The following is a 17,096-nucleotide window of genomic DNA, read 5'->3' as shown; positions in this document are numbered from 1 at the left end:
GATGACGGAAACCTACCTCGATCGCGCGGGGCTGAAAGTCGCCGCTTCGCTCGCCAGCTTTCTGGAAGATCGGGCCATTCCCGGCACCGGTATCGATCCGGATGCCTTCTGGCAGGGCGTGGCGGACATATATCGGCGCTTCGGGCCTGAAAATGCCGCACTGCTGAAAAAGCGTGACGATATTCAGGCCCAGATCGATGCCTGGCATCTCTCCCACGCGGGCAAGCCGATTGCGCAGGATGTTTATCAGGCGTTCCTGAAAGAGATCGGCTATCTGGTAGATGAGCCTGCGCCCTTCGCCATTGCCCCGGACAAGGTCGATGCCGAAATCGCCACCAGCGCCGGGCCGCAGCTTGTCGTGCCGATCCTCAATGCCCGCTTCCTGCTCAATGCCGCCAATGCGCGCTGGGGTAGCCTCTATGACGCACTCTATGGCACGGACGCCGTGCCTGGCGCGCCAGCGGGCAAGGGCTACGATCCGCAGCGCGGCGCGCAGGTGATCGCCTGGGCAAAGCATTTCCTCGACCGGGCCGTGCCTCTCGCCGCGGGAAGCTGGACCGACTGGACGAATGACGGATTGCCGCAACTGGCTGATCCGGCATGCCTGATCGCGCGCGCAGGTGACAATCTGCTGCTGCGCCACAATGGTCTCCATATCGAACTGGTGATCGACCGCAGCCATCCCATCGGCAAGGACGATCCGGCGGGGATCGCGGATATCGTGCTGGAATCAGCGCTGACCACGATTGCCGATCTGGAAGATTCCGTCGCCGCCGTGGATGCGCAGGACAAGGTGGAAGCCTACGCCAACTGGCTGGGCATCATGCGCGGCGAATTGGAAGCCTCGTTCGAAAAGAATGGCCGCGTCATGACGCGCAGGCTGGAACAGGATCGCCGCTACATCGCGCTTGATGGGTCGGAACTGGTCCTGCCCGGCCGCAGCCTGATGTTCGTCCGCAATGTCGGCCATCTGATGACCACGCCCGCCGTGCTGTTGCCCGATGGCGGCGAAGCGCCCGAAGGCATTCTTGATGGGATCGTGACCAGTCTGATCGGTCTGCACGATCTTCAGCGGCAGGGGGGCCTGATCAACAGCCGCGCCGGTTCGATCTACATCGTCAAACCCAAGATGCACGGGCCGGACGAAGCCGGCTTCACCAACCGTCTGTTCGATGCCATCGAAGACCTGCTGGGTCTCTCCCGGCACACGATCAAGGTCGGTGTGATGGATGAAGAACGGCGTACATCGGCCAATCTGGCAGCTTGCATCGCGCAAGTGAAGGATCGCATCGTGTTCATCAACACAGGCTTCCTCGACCGCACGGGGGATGAGATGCACACCTCGATGCGTGCCGGGCCGATGCTGCGCAAGGGTGCGATGAAAAGCAGCGACTGGATCGCGGCCTATGAAGATCGCAACGTCCAGATCGGGCTGGCCTGCGGCCTTTCGGGCAAGGCGCAGATCGGCAAGGGCATGTGGGCCGCTCCGGATCGGATGGCCGATATGCTGGATCAGAAGATTGGCCATCCGCAGAGCGGGGCCAACACCGCGTGGGTGCCCAGCCCAACGGCGGCCACGCTGCATGCCACTCATTATCATCTGGTCGATGTCTTCGCCCGGCAGGCGGAACGCAGCGCGGAACCGGTGGCACCGCTGGACAAGCTCCTGACCGTTCCGGTCGCCAATGGCGTCAACTGGTCGGCCGAGGAAATCCGTGACGAACTGGAAAACAACGCACAAGGCATTCTGGGCTACGTCGTGCGCTGGGTCGATCAAGGCGTGGGATGTTCCAAAGTGCCCGACATTCACGATATCGGCCTGATGGAAGATCGTGCCACGCTGCGCATTTCCTCGCAGCATATCGCCAACTGGCTGCTGCACGGGGTGGTGGATGCCCCTGCGGTGGAAGCGGCCTTGCTCAAGATGGCGGAGAAAGTGGATCAGCAGAATGCTGGCGATCCGCTCTATCGCCCGATGGCGCTCGCTCCGAATGACAGTATGGCGTTCCAGGCCGCGCGGGCGTTGATTTTCGAAGGGCTCGAACAGCCCAACGGCTATACCGAACCGCTGCTGCATCGGTTCCGTGCAGCGGTGAAGGATGAGGCGGGGAGAACTTAATCGGAAGGGATGAGAGGCGTGGGGCGAGGGTGTCATGCCCAAGCCCTGCAAGCTGCTCATCCGTTCCGGCATTTTCACTCTTTGTCGGAAGCCGTCGTGGGATTGTGTGCTTCACGTGATCGCTTCAGCCAGTACCGTCCTTTTCGTGTCGATGGAAAGGGCGGTACTGGCTGAGTGGGAGGATCCGATAGCAAAGGCACGGCGCGGGCAGAGCGTTTTTATCGCACGCAGAGTATTTTCCACGGACGGCAATTGCCCCGGTTTTCCGCATAAATTCTGCAAGGAGCGCTGAAGGATCATTTGAGTTTGTTCCTTTTTTGTTCTTTCTGCTATGCAGGGGAAATGACAGGAAAGACGATTCTTCAAAAGCTTGCGATTCTTGCAGATGCCGCGAAATATGATGCCTCCTGCGCATCGTCGGGTACGGTCAAGCGTAATTCGGTGAGCACGAAGGGCATCGGATCGACTGAGGGCATGGGCATCTGTCACAGCTATGCGCCCGATGGGCGGTGCATATCGCTGCTGAAAATATTGCTTACCAACTTTTGTATCTACGATTGCCGTTTCTGCATCAATCGCGCGTCGAGCAATGTCGAGCGCGCACGCTTCAGCCCAGAAGAGGTCATTCGCCTCACGCTTGATTTCTATAAGCGCAATTATATCGAAGGGCTGTTCCTCTCATCAGGCATCATTCGTTCCGAAGATTACACGATGGAGCAACTGGTTGAGATCGCACGCAGCCTGCGTGAGGAACATCGCTTTCAAGGTTACATCCATCTGAAGACAATCGCGGGAGCGGACCCCGGACTGATCGCGCTCGCGGGGCTTTATGCCGATCGCCTCTCCACCAATGTCGAACTGCCGACCGTGGCGGGACTGCAAAACTTCGCCCCTGAGAAAAAGCCTGAAACGATCCGTAAGACGATGGCCTTGGTGCGCGTGGGTGAAGCAGACGCGGTCGCTTCTGCGAAGAATCGACTGATCGGCAGGGCGAAGCCGCCGCGCTTCGCACCAGCAGGGCAATCCACGCAGATGATCGTCGGGGCAGATGCCGCGCGTGACGACGACATACTGGAAGCGGCGACAAACCTTTATTCGGGATACCGGCTCCGCCGCATCTATTATTCCGCCTACAGCCCGATTCCCGATGCGAGTAGCGATCTGCCGCCGATGCGCCCGCCTCTGATGCGTGAGCATCGGCTTTATCAGGCTGACTGGCTGTTACGCTTTTATGGCTTCGAGCGCGCCGAGATCATGGAGGGGGGGAGTGATGGAATGCTCGACCTTGTGATCGATCCCAAGCTTGCCTGGGCCTTGCAACGGCGAGAGATTTTTCCGGTCGACATCAATCGCGCTCCGCGAGAACTGCTGCTGCGCGTGCCGGGTCTGGGAACGCGCGCAGTCGAGCGGATTGTCTCGGTGCGGCGACTGGGGAAGCTAAGACTAGGCGATCTGGCGAAGTTCACCACGTCGGTCAGAAAATTATTGCCCTTCATCGTTACGCTTGACTGGCAGCCGGGCAAGCTGACCGATAGTGCGGACTTGCGTGCGTGCTTCGCACCGCGACCGGAACAACTGGCGCTCTTGCTGTGAGAGAAGTCGTGCTTCAGATGCCCGGTGATTTCGCCGAGTGGCGACATGCTGCGCGCGGGCTGCTTGTGGAAGGCGTAGCGCCCGAAGATGTAAGCTGGCGAAGCGGACTGGAAGGCGCATCGCTGTTCGGCAGCAGTGCAGCGATCGAATCGACGGCTACCATATCCTTGCCGCGCGACCTGATTGCAATGGCCGGGCGGGTAATCTGCTACAGGGATGCAGAAGTGCCAGCGCGGCTCTACCGGCTTGTCTGGCGTGCGCTGCACGACCGGCAATTGCTGACCCGCACTACCGATCCTGAGGTCGACTGGCTGCGAAAGGCGGACAAAGCGACCCGTCGCGATGTGCACAAGATGCACGCCTTCGTCCGCTTTCGCCGGCTTGGCGAAGAGGCAGGGCGGGAAGCGTTCGCCGCGTGGTTCGAGCCATCGCACCGCATATTACAGCTGGCCGCACCTTTCTTTCGCAGGCGCTTCTATGGGATGGATTGGGCGATCATCACGCCCGACGCGCGCGCGATCTGGCACGAAGAGCAGCTTGCTTATGGTCCCGGTGGTACCAGGGACGAGGTCCCGACAAACGATGCCGTCGAGGATCAGTGGCGGACCTATTATGGCGCGATTTTCAATCCAGCACGGGTGAAGATCAGCGCGATGCGTGCCGAGATGCCGAAGAAATATTGGCGCAATCTGCCAGAAGCACAGAATATCGCACCATTGCTGGCAGGCGCCGGGGCGCGGGTGGAGCGTATGCGGGAGGCGGCTGTTTCCTCGGCAAATCCACGAAGCGAAAAATGGCGGACGCGTATGCCCGCAGACCCGATCCTCGATCACGATGTCAGAACGCTCGATGAGATCGCCCGCGAGATCCGCCGCTGCGTGCGCTGCCCGCTTTACTGCAATGCGACCCAAAGCGTACCAGGCGAAGGCCCGGAGGGTGCACAGATCATGCTCGTTGGTGAGCAACCCGGCGATCAGGAGGATTTACAAGGCCGGCCATTTGTCGGCCCGGCTGGGCAGGTGCTGAGCGAGGCGCTTGAGGAAGCGGGGCTTGAACGGCGGCGGCTGTTCCTCACCAATGCGGTCAAGCATTTCAAGTTTGAGCCGCGCGGGAAAAAGCGATTGCACCAGAATCCGACAGCGACTGAAATCGATATCTGTCGCTGGTGGCTCGATAAAGAGCGTGCTCTGATAAAACCCCGCATCATCGTGACGCTCGGGGCAAGCGCTTTACGCGCGGTGACAGGGACGGGTGCGAGCATCAAATCGATGCGCGGAGGCGTGCATGAACTGGAAGGGGGGACGAAGCTGATCGCGACGATCCATCCCTCTTACCTGCTACGGCTTCCCGATCGCAAACGTGTGGCGGAGGAGCGCGAGGCATTCGTCACCGATCTTGCTCGCGCGCGCAGCTACCTGGTTTGAAGCGTCTGCCGGTTGGTATCGAATATCGGATGCACTTTCGAGAGATTGCCGTCGGACAGCACCTTGGCCTGTTATCTGTTGTAATCAATCCGAATGCCAACCCATTCACCGATCATCGCTCGCCCTCCGAGCCGCGGCGGACGTACACGAAACTGCCATGAGGCGGCCAGTACCGAACGGGCGATGTTCGATCCCTTGGGATACTCATCAATGATCGCGCAATCGTCGACCCGAAAATCGGCCACTGTCTTGCAAGCTATCAATCCCCAGCCGGGCCCTTGGGCGGTGGAAAGATACCCACGCAGTTCATCGTCATAAGGTTCGCGATACCATGAGGCGGCATAGAGCTTTTCACCACGCGGTCCGCGTACGCCCATCAGGGGAGTGTCTTTTGGCCGACCAATGTCTGCTGGGCCGATCGCAACATCGTTTGTCGGTATATCCGGTTTTGCAGGCAGCCGGGAAATATCTGCGGCCACCATTTGATCGCGAGTGAGCGGAATCAATGCCGGGGTAGGCGATGGAGGAGTGCTGAGCGCGGTTTGCGATGCGGGGACCGTATTGTGAGGTGGGCTTTGCTGAGGTTTCGACTGCGTTGGTTTTTCCCGGGAGGATGGAGAAGTATCCGGTGCGTTCGATGTATCCTCTGCCCGATCGGCATCTACGGTGAAAGTTGATAGGGCGACCACAGGCTTTTCCAAGCTTGGTACCTGCCATCCCAGACTGAGTAGAGCCAGCAGAAGCAGGCCTTCCAGCAGGAGGGCAAAAACGATGCCGAAAGCTTCGCGTCCCCATTTCCTGTGGAAGCGTGCGCGCAAGTGTTTGGTGAATGAGCGCGGCGATAGGGGCAATGGTATCGTTTCTGTCAATCGCGATTTGCTTCGCGCAATCTGGCGGAGTGCAAAGGGGCTATCAACAGGCACTTGCCGACCAAAGAATGAACCCTGGCTTGCTGCCTTGGGCTATTGTGGTGGCAACAAGTGTTCCACGCCGCTCGAAATGGAATGGCGATCCGGTGTTCGTCGGTCACGATATGGAAAGGGGCAGAAGGAGATAAGCGGCGCGCAGCCGGATTGGTCCGCCAATCTCATACTTGCGTCGATGCCGCCAATTTTGATTTTGCTCACGGCCGAACTGGCGGTTCCGGCCAAGAAATCGGGGTGGGCAAAGCCCACCCCGCGCGTCTCACAGACCGTCGAGCCCCTTGCTGACCAGGACATTCACCGCAACACGGCGGTTCTGTGCCTTACCCTGGGCGGTTTCGTTGTCCGCCAACGGGTCGGCTTCCGACATTCCGGTGGGGGTAAGCATGCGATAAGGTTTCCACCCGCAAGCCTGCTGAAGATGATTGACGACGTTACCGGCCCGCTTTTCGCTGAGCACCTGATTGAACTCGGGGCTTCCTGTAGAGTCGGTGTATCCGACCACGAGCAACAGGGCATTATCCATTTGCTCGGCTGCGGCTGCCGTGGCGCAGAGATCGCTTTTCGCCTGAGCAGACAGCGCTGCCTTGCCAGTATCGAAATTCACGTTCGTCGTGCTTTTGACGTTGTACTGATCGATATCGCGCATGCGACCGCGCAATGCTTCTGTTGCTGCGGTCTGTTCAGCAAAGCCCTGCGCAGTGCCGCTACGGATCATCGACGCGGTCTTGAGATCCTTGTTCTTGAGATCGACCTGGCTCGCTATCAGGCCATTGCCCGATTGCAATGTCTTGACGGTAACCGGCAGGCCGTTGAGCAGTGAATCCATAGCCAGCTTGTTGCGGCTGAGACCCAAAAATCCGCCACTGGACTTGATCTTGGTGGCATCATTGATGGCGATAACCGTGCTGGTGCCGTCAGCGCTCGTGACTTGCATCCTGTCGCCGCTGCGGGCGGTGATAAGACCTTCGATCTCCGGCCCTTCAGCCATTTCGGACATTGCCGGCGACGTGTCGGTCACACTTCCCGTGAGCTCGGTCTCGGCCGGGTCCTGTGGCTGCTGAGCCAGCCCGACTGATGCTGTCCCGGAAAGCATGGCAAGCAGTAAGAACACTTTTGGGCTTTTGGAAATGATACTCATTGCGCTACTCCTTCAAACTCGACCGGTCGGGCCTGCGTGCATCGCAGATTCTCGTCCGACCGCTGCTTCCGTGATGGCGTATCTGGCTGTCAGAACCCCCTCCACCTCGTTTCATGATGTGCGGCATTGTGCAGTGCCTGAACATCGGTTTCCTGCCGTGTTCAGACCAACCTTTCGCGCAGATGAACAGCCCCAACGCCCCCCTTCGTTGTGCAGATAATTCGAGTGCAGCGTGCGGCGAACCGATGTGGTGGTGAAATTGCCGCAATAGAATTTGGAGGCATATCTCGATTGGCAGCCAGTCCTTTTAAAAAAGGGTAGGCCTGAGTCTGCCAACGGATTGGAAGTCTACTGCTCACCCCATCTGGAACATTCGCATTTACCGGGCTTCATGCAATGATCCTGTGTCCGGTTGTTGGTGCTGCCCCCTTCGATACGAACGGACCAGGGTGCGGCATGCGATCCGTCAGCCGTCAGGTCGTAGTGCTGCACCCCCGGGGAGAGAGCGTTCCGCTCCGGATCGATCGATACCTACGGTCCAGATCTTGAACAGGAAACGAGATCATGTTCTGAACTGCAACCAATCGCCAGAGAGAAGCGCGCCGGTTGGTGCGGAGCGGGAAGCTTACCGCTATGGGCGGTGTCCTGCGCTTGGAAGGGTGGTAACACATGCGACGGACCTGCCTGTCATTGCTCTATGCATGCGAAGGGAGAACGACATGGCGGAGGAAGAAGGAAATACGCTAGATTACACCGGCCCAGTGCATCTGGATTAGGCTGTTACCCCTGAGGCCGTTGGGGAGCGGGTGTGAAACGCGCTTGTACCGACGGTCTCGATCAAGTTTTCCGCAGAGCGCGATCCCCTGCAAGCATGCTGAACTGGATTTTGTGCTTCGACAGGGCGAAGCCAACGGAGGTCGTATGAAAGGTTCCATCATCGCCGGTGCGGTTGTTGCGGCCCTTGGTTTGCTCAGCATGGGGGTCCTGGGCTTTGTGCTCTATTACCTCACTTATCCAATCCATTATCCGTTGTTTGGCGACATCAACGATTGGGAAGGGACGGACCTGTTTTGGCCTTCGATCATCTGGGCGGGCATGCTTTGGGCAGTCTGCTTTCCGGTTGCGGGTTATCTGGATGGCAGGCTGATGCGGGCACGGCAGGGACGTGTCCTGCGAGCCATCTCTTATCTCGCGATCCTGTGGCTAGGCGGGGGGCTTGTCTGGATATTCGTGGCGATAACGTCGGGCTACCGCTTTCCCGCTTCCGGTTTCATATGAACGATTGGGGCTGCTGCGTTTAACGATGAATGCAAGAGACTAATCAGGCAATGGAGTGGTGCCCGTAATTCGATATAGAACAGCGGGTAAACAGTATCACAGGCTGCGTGGTTGAAGGTGTTCAGCGTGGTGACGGTTTGCAATATCGATCTTCCGGAAAGCAGGATTTGCGGACATTCCATTAAACCCCCTCATGCCGGTTGAATAACCTTTGAAACAAATCCGCTAGGCGGACATTGAAATGGTCTGCCCGTTCGGTAACGGGCAGACCGAATATCGTCGGTGAATAGGGGTTGTGGCAAAGGGACCAGATCAGCGCGTCCAATCGATCGGCTTGAACACCTCGCCTATGCAGGGCCTTGAGAGAAGAAAGGCCTCTTGTGTCCCTGAGGCGGCTCGAAAGAAAGTCGTTGCTGTCCTCCCGCGCAGTGTGGAGGATTAGTTTGCCGAACAAGGCGGGGATCGGGGCGACTTTCCCATCGGCGCTTATCGAAAATACCGGCCAGCTGCCTTTAGCGGTAATATCACCGATCATCAGATCGTAAATCGTCTTGTACGTATCGGCGAGGATATCCCTCTTGCTGCCCAGGGAGTAGGCAATTGAAGCAAGTGGAATTCCGGCCTCTTTCGCAAGCGTGCGATGGGATATCTTTTCTCCTCGCGAAACCAGGCGAATGGCTGCTTCTGTGACTTCCTGAGAGCGTGGTCGGCGCTTTTGGGATGCGGCTTCCTTCTCTTCTGCCTCGTCCCGATCCTCATCGAAGAGGGCATCCTCGGTCGTCTGATCGGGAAGTCCCGCAAGCTTGGCTGTAAAGCGCTGAAACACCCGCACGACCCATGTCTGACTGATCAACGGATCGTCATCGAGTATCGCGTACCACAGGATAGCATCGGCCATCATCGCCCATGGCCAGACCAACGTATCCGGCAAGTCGAAAGCCGCGCCGAAATCCTGCCAGAATTGTTGTGCTGCAGCCGTATCGACCTGCTCTTCGGTCAGTGCCGCATGCATGCGCAGTTCGAGGAGAAGCAGTGTCTGTGGCCGCATCTTGTGGGCGAGATGGTTGACCATAGCGGTCAGGAAGCTTCCAGGCGTGCGTATATGGCGGGGCAGGGCCGCGGCTTTGGCTAGGTGGCGGGACAGGTCCGTATAATGGTCCTGCATCATCTGTTCATGCAGCGCGGCAAGCAGCTTGTCCTGACCCTTGTAATGGTAGCTGACCAGAGAAGGACCGATATCGGCTTCTCTCGCCACCGAGCGCACGCCGATCGCATCGATTCCATCGCGCAGACCGATATCGCGAGCGATTTCGAGCATCCTTTGCGCCGAAGTTTTCCGAGCGGCCACCATGCGCGCATCCATGCCCAAAAGCCCTGCTTGACGCAAGATTGAACGATTGTACAAGATAACTATGCGGTGAATCGGTGAATAGAACATTATCAAATATTTATAAGAATATCGATTTGATCGGTTGTGCAATTATGGCCAACGGGCAATCCATGGTCGATAAAATGGGGAGAGCAGGGGATGCGTGGTCGTGTATCATGGGGATTGGGTTTGCTTGCCGGGAGCAGCCTGACGCTACCCGCTGTGGCATTGGCTCAGGAAGCGAGTGGCGCATCATCGACACGGCTTGATGAAATCGTGGTGACGGCCCAGAAGCGCGAGGAATCCTTGCAGGGCACGCCGATTTCCATTGCCGTGCTCGGCACGGAAGATATGGAAAAGCGGGGGATCAGCAGTCTGACCGATCTGGGCAGCGGGGCCGTTCCTTCGGTTCGCACCGCCGGAACAAGCGGACGCCCATCGTCTTTGATTGTCACGATGCGAGGCATCAGCCCCGGGGATGTCACCCAGATCAGCCGCGATCCTACCGTTGGCGTCTATCTGGATGGTGTCTACATCGGGCGTGCGCAGGGTCTCGGCGCGGAAATGCTCGATCTCGAACGGATGGAGATTCTGCGTGGGCCACAAGGCACCTTGTTCGGGCGCAACGCCGTGGGCGGCGCGGTCAGCATGGTATCCAAGCGGCCAACCGGCAAGCTCGGTCTCGATCTGACAGCGGGTATTCGCAATTTTAACGGGCGAAACGTCAAGGCACATCTCAATCTGCCCGAATTCGCCGGTTTCAGCATCAAAGTGGACGGTGTGTGGAACAAGCGTGACGGTTGGGTGAAGAACTCGCTGGAAGGCGCTTCCGACTGGTCGGCCATTGACCGTCGGGGCGCCCGCGTCAGCGTGTTGTGGCAACCCGCCCCCAATCTGGAATTTCTCTATTCCTACGATACGTCACGCGATGCATCGACTACGGGCTATGCGCAAATTAGCCAGCTCCTGCCAAACGCACCGGCGCTGCCGCCGATCTTTTCGGTCGAAGACAAGCGCGTGCGTAAAGGGCGGGCGGGTGTGCCGATGGAGCCTAGCCTTGGCAAAGTGTCCGGCCACAGCCTGCAGGCAAGCTGGGATGTCTCCGACAATCTGACGCTGCGTTCGATTTCGGCCTACCGCAAGCTGTCGCAGGAAATGTTCGACAACAGCGGCGGGCTGCTGCAGCGCTATCGTCCTAACGAAGTCTTTGCGCGAATGAGCTATTCTGATGTGCATCAGGATCAGTTCAGCCAGGAATTGCAGGTTCTGGGGACCTTCGATCACCTGAAATTCGTTCTCGGCGGTTTCTATTTCGAAGAGGACGGGGATGACGTTTCCTTCTCGCCCTATACCGCTCGCTTCAACGGCGATGGCACGGGGTATACCCTGCTGCCGGTGGAACTGGGTGGCCCGACCTATCCCGAGCGGGCGAGCGAGATACATACCCGATCGAAAGCCATTTTCGGGCAGGCGACCTACACCCCGCCCGTTCTCGACGAACGGCTCCATCTTACGGCTGGCCTGCGCTGGACGCACGACCGCAAATGGGGCGCGCTGACCCGGCGCCGCGGCGCGGTCATCGATGTGCCTTTCAAGTTTGAGTCGAAGCGGCTGGACCCGGCCTTTACCGTGGCTTTTGACTGGACTGATACGGTCAACACCTACGTACGTTGGGGCACAGCCTATCGTGCCGGCGGTGCGAATGCCCGCTCAGCGACGTTCCGTTCCTTTGCTGAAGAAGAAGTATCAACCTGGGAAATCGGCGCCAAGACGGAACTGTTCGACCGGCGCGTACGGTTCAACGTGGCAGCTTACCATATTCGTTACAGCGACAGGCAGGAGGATTTCCTCAACCCCGAGAATCCATCGAATATCGACACGATGAACACCCCGGGATCGAGCACGATCAAGGGTCTCGAAGTGGACCTTACCGCGCGTGTCGCCCCCGGTCTGACACTGACAGGAAGCTATTCGTTCACTGATTGGAAGCCGGTGGAAATCCTGAATCCGTTCAGCCAAAAACTGGAATTGTCCGGGGTCGGTAATACCCCCAAGCATTCGGCTTCTGCCGCGATCGATTACGAGTTTTCGCCGTTCGACGGGGCGACGCTGGCCACTCATCTGAATGCGATCTATTCCGGTAGCTACTATACCGGGGGCCTGTCATCGCCGAAAACCGGGTCTTATTTCACACTCAACGGGCGGGTGACACTGGGGGATATCGATATCGGCAATGGTGGCGCCAAGCTGGCATTTTCGTTGTGGGGGAAGAACCTGACCAATAGGGAATGGGAAGTCTTCCAGTTGGCTCTCGGCGGAACGGGACTCGCGAATGTGGTGACAGCATACATGAACGAGCCGCGTACTTACGGGCTTGAGGCGAAGATCAGCTTTTGAGGTCGGCTTGAAAACGCTAGCATTACCTGCTGGCGTTTTCACTCGCTGGTCTGCGAGGCGTGATGCCGGAGTGTCGGGCTGGCTTCTTCCACCGCTGCAGAATGGAGAAAATCTATCGAGCGAGGAGCGGAAAATGCCCGATAACCCGGTTTCCGGGCCTGATGTTTATAATAGGTCGCGGTATTTTGGAGTGTGCCACTCCTCATTCTCACGTATTTCCTGCCTATGAGCAGTGATTTTTCGGTGGGTGGGGGAGACTGCGAAATGCCTTCCGGGACCATGCAGCCAACCCAACCGCCTCATCGGTTGCTAACGGCGGCTGAGCCGTGCCGGGCCGGGTTCGAGGCGTTGGCGCTGTTTACGCTCGCGCCGGTTCTGGCATTAGCACCTCGTGGTGATGGACACAGCGTGCTTGTCCTGCCCGGATTTGCGACCAACGATCACTCCACCGGGTTGCTGCGCATGTTTCTCGCGCAGCGAGGGTACGATGCACGCAGTTGGGATCTCGGCTGGAATCTCGATCACAAGACCGTTGGCGAGCAAGGCGAGATAATCGTTCGGCGTATCGCAGCGCTATGGAAGGAAAGCGGCCGTAAAGTGAGTCTCGTAGGGTGGAGTCTTGGCGGGGTGATTGCGCGTGAGGCCGCGCGCCGCATGCCGGGGAAAGTGCGTAATGTCATTACGCTGGGCAGTCCTTTCGCAGGCGATCCCAGCGCCAATGCCATTCGCGGCCTCTATGAGTATCTCAGCGGGAATATCATCGATTCACCCGCTACCAGAGAGCGTTTCGCGAATGGCCGTCAAACGCTTCCCATGCCGTCCACCGCCGTTTTCAGCCGCACTGATGGGATTGCCGCCTGGCAGAACTGCATCGGCGAGGAAAACGCAATCAGCGAGAATATTGAAGTGGTCTCCAGCCATTTTGGGCTTGTCGTGAATCCTGCGGTTTTGCACCTCGTGGCCGACCGTCTGGCTCAGCCCGAAAACGCATGGCGTCGTTTCGTTCGTCCTCGGGCCCTTGCGTTCCTTTATCCCGAAAGGCACTCAGAGGGATAGCGAGATACCTTGCTGACGTGACCTTAGCCCAACCCGTATGCCAAGCGCTGGCTGCCTTGGCGTAGAAGGTCGATGCTCAGAATCGCAATATCGTGTTTCACACCATCCGCATCGCGGACATGATCGCGCAGCAATGCTTCCGCAGAGAAGCCCATCTCCTCGAACAATGCGATGGCCCCCCTTTGTTCGGGTACAATGCTCACGATCAGCTTTTCGGTGTTGTCGGTTAGCGCCAGTGCGAAAGCTTCCTGCGCAAGCCGCCTGCCTATGCCGCCACGGCGGCTTTCAGGCGCCACCAGAATGCGAATTTCCGCGACATGTGGAGACCAGCTCAAGGCATCGCGAACGACGGCGGCACATCCGATGAGCTGGCCATCGGAAAACGCCAGCAGGCTGCGTATCAGTCCGCGCTCGTTCTGTTTGGCCCAAGCTGTCACAACTTTTTCGACACGGATATCACGTTGCAGGAACAGCAAGTCGGTTACAGGCAGCCGGGCAGCGAAAGCGAGGATCGCGGGGACATCGTCCGCAGTCATGGCCCGCGCTTCGAAAGCCTGATCGTTCGTCGTCACCATAGTCATCCCTATACCGACCTTTTGCCGAGCCATTCGTCGATCGAAGGCCACAGGCGCCGCACCGCACTGGCGCCGGCGACCACGCTCACATGGCCGCCTTTGCTCAGAATTTCCTCGCAATCCTGGGATCCAGTCATGTTCAGAAGGGGCGCGGCCGCTTCGCGTGCGACCACGTGATCATGTTCGGCAACGATGCTGAGGATGGGGGCCGTGATGGCACTAAGATCCACATGCCGCCCACCGACCTGCATTCGCCCTTCCAGCAGGGCATTGTCCCAAAGCAACTGTTTGATGATCTGGCGGAAATACCGTCCGGGCATAGGCAGCGTTTCGGCGCCCCAGCGGTCGAACATTCGATAGGATTTGACGAAGTCATCGTTCCACATGTTCGCCCAGAGATGCATCATCCCTGCGGTTCGATTAGCCGGACGCATCAGATCGAATGCCCCCAGCATCAGTTCAGGGGGAATGATGCCCAGTGCGTCAACGAGTTGATCGACATCGAAATGCGCTTTGTCAGCCCAGGCGCGAAACAGGTGCATGTGGTGAAAATCGATCGGTGTGGTGAAGCAAAGTAGGTTGGCGATACGGCCTGCCCCGGCCAGCGCGGCATAGAGCACGGCAAGAGTGCCCCCCATGCAATAACCGCTGATCGTCAGTTCGCGTTCACCCGTTTCGTCCGCGATATGCTCTGCGCATTGGGCAATGAAATCGAGCACATAGTGTTCGATACCCAGTTCGGCCTCGTCGGCCCGTGGCGGCATCCAGTCCAGCAGATAAATGTCGTAGCCGCGATGAAGCATGAATTCGAAGAAGCTCTGCCCGTTCGCCAGATCAAAGATGTAACCTTTGTTACTGGGGGGCGTGACCATCAGCAGAGGCACGCGGTAAACTTCTTCGGCAACGGGGCGATAGCGGTAGAAAGCCATCGTGCCGCGACGGATCAGCAGATCGCTTGCCATTGCGCCGACCGATTGGCGCGGTGCGGTGAGAAACTCCAGACCCTTGAGATTGCGCTGGATTGCGCGCTCTGCTTCGCGGCGTACCCGATCGCCGATGGAGGCGGTTGCGCCCGTATCCGGCTGGCCTGTCAAGCGGCAGGCCCGGCAGGCTTGCGTGTGCGCCGTGGAGGGGCTGGAGAGGGCTTGGATGACGCGGTATTCGAAGGAAGTGCCGCAGCGATAGCGTCGAGCTTCTGTTCGATATGGTCCAGCCGATCGAGTGCCTCGCTCATCTGCGTTTGGGTCGCGAACTGCATCGATTGCACGAGGCGGTTGAGATTGTTCTCCATGCTCTTGCGTGTCGTCATGGACAGCTTGGTGGCTTGATTCATGGAGCCGGCGAATACTTCGTTGGAACTGATTTTGGCCGACAATTCATTGAGTTGCCGTTCCCATTGGGAAATCATGTTCTGCCATGTGGCTACCGGATCGAATTCGCTTTGCTTCGACATGGGGCTACCTCTTCGATACTCTTCGTCGGCCAGCATCCTGTCGATGGCAACCTAGCAATAGTATCAGTAGGTAAGCGTAGAATCTGACCGATAGGCCTTAAGCTTGGCCGGACTTGTTCCTGTCTTGGAGGATAAGGTCCGCACCGCGCAACCCGATGGCCATGGCAGGGGCATTGGTATTGCCGGTGACATGCCAGGGGATCACGGAACAATCCGCGATCCGCAAGCCCTGAACACCGTTTACGCGAAGGCGCGGATCGACCACGGCATCGGGATCGCCGCCCATGCGGCAGGACCGGATTGCGTGGAGCCCACACGTCGAAAGTTTGCGGAATGCGGTGAGAATATCTTCATCGCTCTCAACTTGTGTGCCGGGGACGACTTCGGGCCCTACCATGTCACCCAGCGGTGGGGCTGCGATGAACGCACGCATGGCGCGGATCAGCGCTATGGCAGATGCGCGGTCATGTTCGGTGGAAAGAAAATTGTGCCGGATGTCCGGTAAAGAGGCCGGCGAGGGCCCCGTTGCACGGATCGAACTCTCGCTGGTGAGGCGCAGGAGCTGTCCGTAGATGGTAATGCCCGGCCTTGGATCGATCTTGTCGAGAGGAACCGGGTTATTGTCTTCGATCTTGAACGTATAGCCGCCGAGATAAAGCTGGGCGTCCGTTCTGCCGTCGGGATGGGTAACATTCAGGAAGGCGCCGACTTCGAATGGCCCTGTGGCCATGATCCCATCGTGCCGGACGAGATAGCGCAGCATCGCCATGGCCGCGCCGATGCCAAAGAAGCTCTTGTTCGTGCCGCTCCCCTTTGTCAGGCGATAGGGGATGGAAATCGAGAGATGTTCGATCATACGTTCGCCAACATCGGGCGAGTGGACCACGACCGGAATGCCGGCAGCCTGCAAGCGCTGTGCATCGCCAATGCCAGAGCGTTGCAGCAACAGCGGGCTTTCCATGGCGCCTGCCGAAATAATGATTTCACCGGAACATGGAAAACGGCGTGGCTGGCCATTCACTGTCGCTTCGACCGCTACGGCACGCGTGCCGTCGAACACGATGCGATCGGCCATGGCGTGAGTAACGACCGCCACATTCGGACGCTTGCGGGCGGCGGCGAGATAGGTGCGCGAGGCGGATTCGCGTTTCCCCTTGCGGATATTGTGGCTGAACAGGCCGACGCGCGGGCCGGTGCTGCCGTTCAGATCGTCTACATGCCTGAGGCCGATGGCTTCCCCTGCCTCGATCATGCGGTCGGCAAGGGGATAGGTGTAACACGCGGGATCGACATGGACCCGGCCGCCAGCGCCACGCAGTGATGAGGGGCCTGCGGCATGATCTTCCAGTTCAAGGAAGGCTGCCGTCATCGTTTTACCGTTCCAGCCCACGGCGCCCGCTTCGCTTTCCCAGGCGTCATAGTCGGCCAGTTCACCCCGGCTCCAGATCATTCCGTTGATGGAGGACGAACCGCCAAGACCCTTGCCGCGAATCCAGACTTCATTCTGCGGCCCGCCTTCCTCACGCGGCTGGGCGACCGGGTACATCCACATATGCTCGGGTTTCTGGACCAGTTTGGCGACGCCTTTGGGGAGAGTGACCCAGAAGCTGTCGTTCTCTCCTCCGGCTTCCAGCACCAGAACGGTGGACTTGCCATCGGCGCTGAGCCGCTCCGCCATGACGCAGCCGGCTGAGCCTGCGCCGACGATGATATAATCCCAGGTCTCTTTCATTTCATCCTCACCACGCAGAGAGGTATCAGCCCGGTG

The 17,096-nt window shown here is 58.7% G+C and carries 13 protein-coding genes; 6 read left to right on the top strand and 7 right to left on the bottom strand.

The genetic code is table 11. The features are described from left to right. Position 1 precedes the first annotated feature (1 nt). The 3 genes from K5X80_RS13170 to K5X80_RS13160 all read left to right on the top strand — a co-directional run bounded on the left by K5X80_RS13170 (position 2) and on the right by K5X80_RS13160 (position 5,136). Complete coding sequence (locus tag K5X80_RS13170; RefSeq protein ID WP_222560462.1) at positions 2–2,119, top strand: malate synthase G; 2,118 nt, start codon at positions 2–4, stop codon at positions 2,117–2,119. 342 nt (positions 2,120–2,461) lie between these two features. Further along, entirely contained in the window at positions 2,462–3,712 is a 1,251-nt protein-coding gene (locus tag K5X80_RS13165; RefSeq protein WP_222558178.1) for a putative DNA modification/repair radical SAM protein, read from the top strand. Further along, positions 3,709–5,136, top strand: coding sequence for a UdgX family uracil-DNA binding protein (locus K5X80_RS13160; protein WP_222558177.1), 1,428 nt, complete (start codon positions 3,709–3,711; stop codon positions 5,134–5,136). The genes K5X80_RS13165 and K5X80_RS13160 overlap by 4 nt, the downstream gene beginning before the upstream one ends. A gap of 71 nt (positions 5,137–5,207) precedes the next feature. Here the strand turns inward: K5X80_RS13160 and K5X80_RS13155 are convergent, their stop codons facing one another. Next, positions 5,208–5,954, bottom strand: a complete 747-nt coding sequence (locus tag K5X80_RS13155; protein WP_222558176.1) for a hypothetical protein — start codon at positions 5,952–5,954, stop codon at positions 5,208–5,210. 367 nt (positions 5,955–6,321) lie between these two features. Next, complete coding sequence (locus tag K5X80_RS13150; RefSeq protein WP_222558175.1) at positions 6,322–7,200, bottom strand: OmpA family protein; 879 nt, start codon at positions 7,198–7,200, stop codon at positions 6,322–6,324. A gap of 921 nt (positions 7,201–8,121) precedes the next feature. Here K5X80_RS13150 and K5X80_RS13145 point away from each other — a divergent pair. Continuing rightward, positions 8,122–8,478, top strand: a complete 357-nt coding sequence (locus K5X80_RS13145; RefSeq protein ID WP_222558174.1) for a hypothetical protein — start codon at positions 8,122–8,124, stop codon at positions 8,476–8,478. A gap of 181 nt (positions 8,479–8,659) precedes the next feature. Here K5X80_RS13145 and K5X80_RS13140 read toward each other — a convergent pair whose 3' ends face one another. After that, the gene (locus K5X80_RS13140) at positions 8,660–9,841 is read right to left on the bottom strand and encodes a TetR/AcrR family transcriptional regulator (RefSeq protein ID WP_222558173.1); all 1,182 of its coding nucleotides are present in this window, start codon (positions 9,839–9,841) and stop codon (positions 8,660–8,662) included. 165 nt (positions 9,842–10,006) lie between these two features. On the opposite strand from K5X80_RS13140, the gene K5X80_RS13135 reads away from it, so the two are divergent. Next, complete coding sequence (locus tag K5X80_RS13135) at positions 10,007–12,244, top strand: TonB-dependent receptor (protein WP_222558172.1); 2,238 nt, start codon at positions 10,007–10,009, stop codon at positions 12,242–12,244. Between the two features lie 348 nt (positions 12,245–12,592). After that, positions 12,593–13,300 carry a lipase family alpha/beta hydrolase gene (locus tag K5X80_RS13130; RefSeq protein ID WP_222558171.1) on the top strand — a complete coding sequence of 236 codons (708 nt, stop codon included), beginning with the start codon at positions 12,593–12,595 and terminating at the stop codon, positions 13,298–13,300. A gap of 23 nt (positions 13,301–13,323) precedes the next feature. On the opposite strand, the gene K5X80_RS13125 is transcribed toward K5X80_RS13130, so the two are convergent. The 4 genes from K5X80_RS13125 to K5X80_RS13110 all read right to left on the bottom strand — a co-directional run bounded on the left by K5X80_RS13125 (position 13,324) and on the right by K5X80_RS13110 (position 17,060). Then, a complete protein-coding gene (locus tag K5X80_RS13125) occupies positions 13,324–13,875 on the bottom strand; it encodes a GNAT family N-acetyltransferase (protein ID WP_502778660.1) in 552 nt (183 codons plus the stop codon). A gap of 8 nt (positions 13,876–13,883) precedes the next feature. Beyond that, positions 13,884–14,969 (bottom strand): alpha/beta fold hydrolase, encoded by a 1,086-nt coding sequence (locus K5X80_RS13120; protein WP_222558169.1) that lies wholly within the window; start codon positions 14,967–14,969, stop codon positions 13,884–13,886. After that, complete coding sequence (locus K5X80_RS13115) at positions 14,966–15,364, bottom strand: hypothetical protein (RefSeq protein WP_222558168.1); 399 nt, start codon at positions 15,362–15,364, stop codon at positions 14,966–14,968. Before K5X80_RS13115 ends, K5X80_RS13120 begins: the two co-directional genes overlap by 4 nt. A gap of 61 nt (positions 15,365–15,425) precedes the next feature. Further along, positions 15,426–17,060, bottom strand: coding sequence for a GMC family oxidoreductase (locus K5X80_RS13110; protein ID WP_222558167.1), 1,635 nt, complete (start codon positions 17,058–17,060; stop codon positions 15,426–15,428). Between the last annotated feature and the right edge of the window lie 36 nt (positions 17,061–17,096).

The organism is Caenibius sp. WL, assembly GCF_019803445.1.
GTDB lineage: Bacteria > Pseudomonadota > Alphaproteobacteria > Sphingomonadales > Sphingomonadaceae > Caenibius.
The sequence above is the reverse complement of the archived record's forward strand: the minus strand, read 5'-3'. Positions and strand labels throughout refer to the sequence as shown.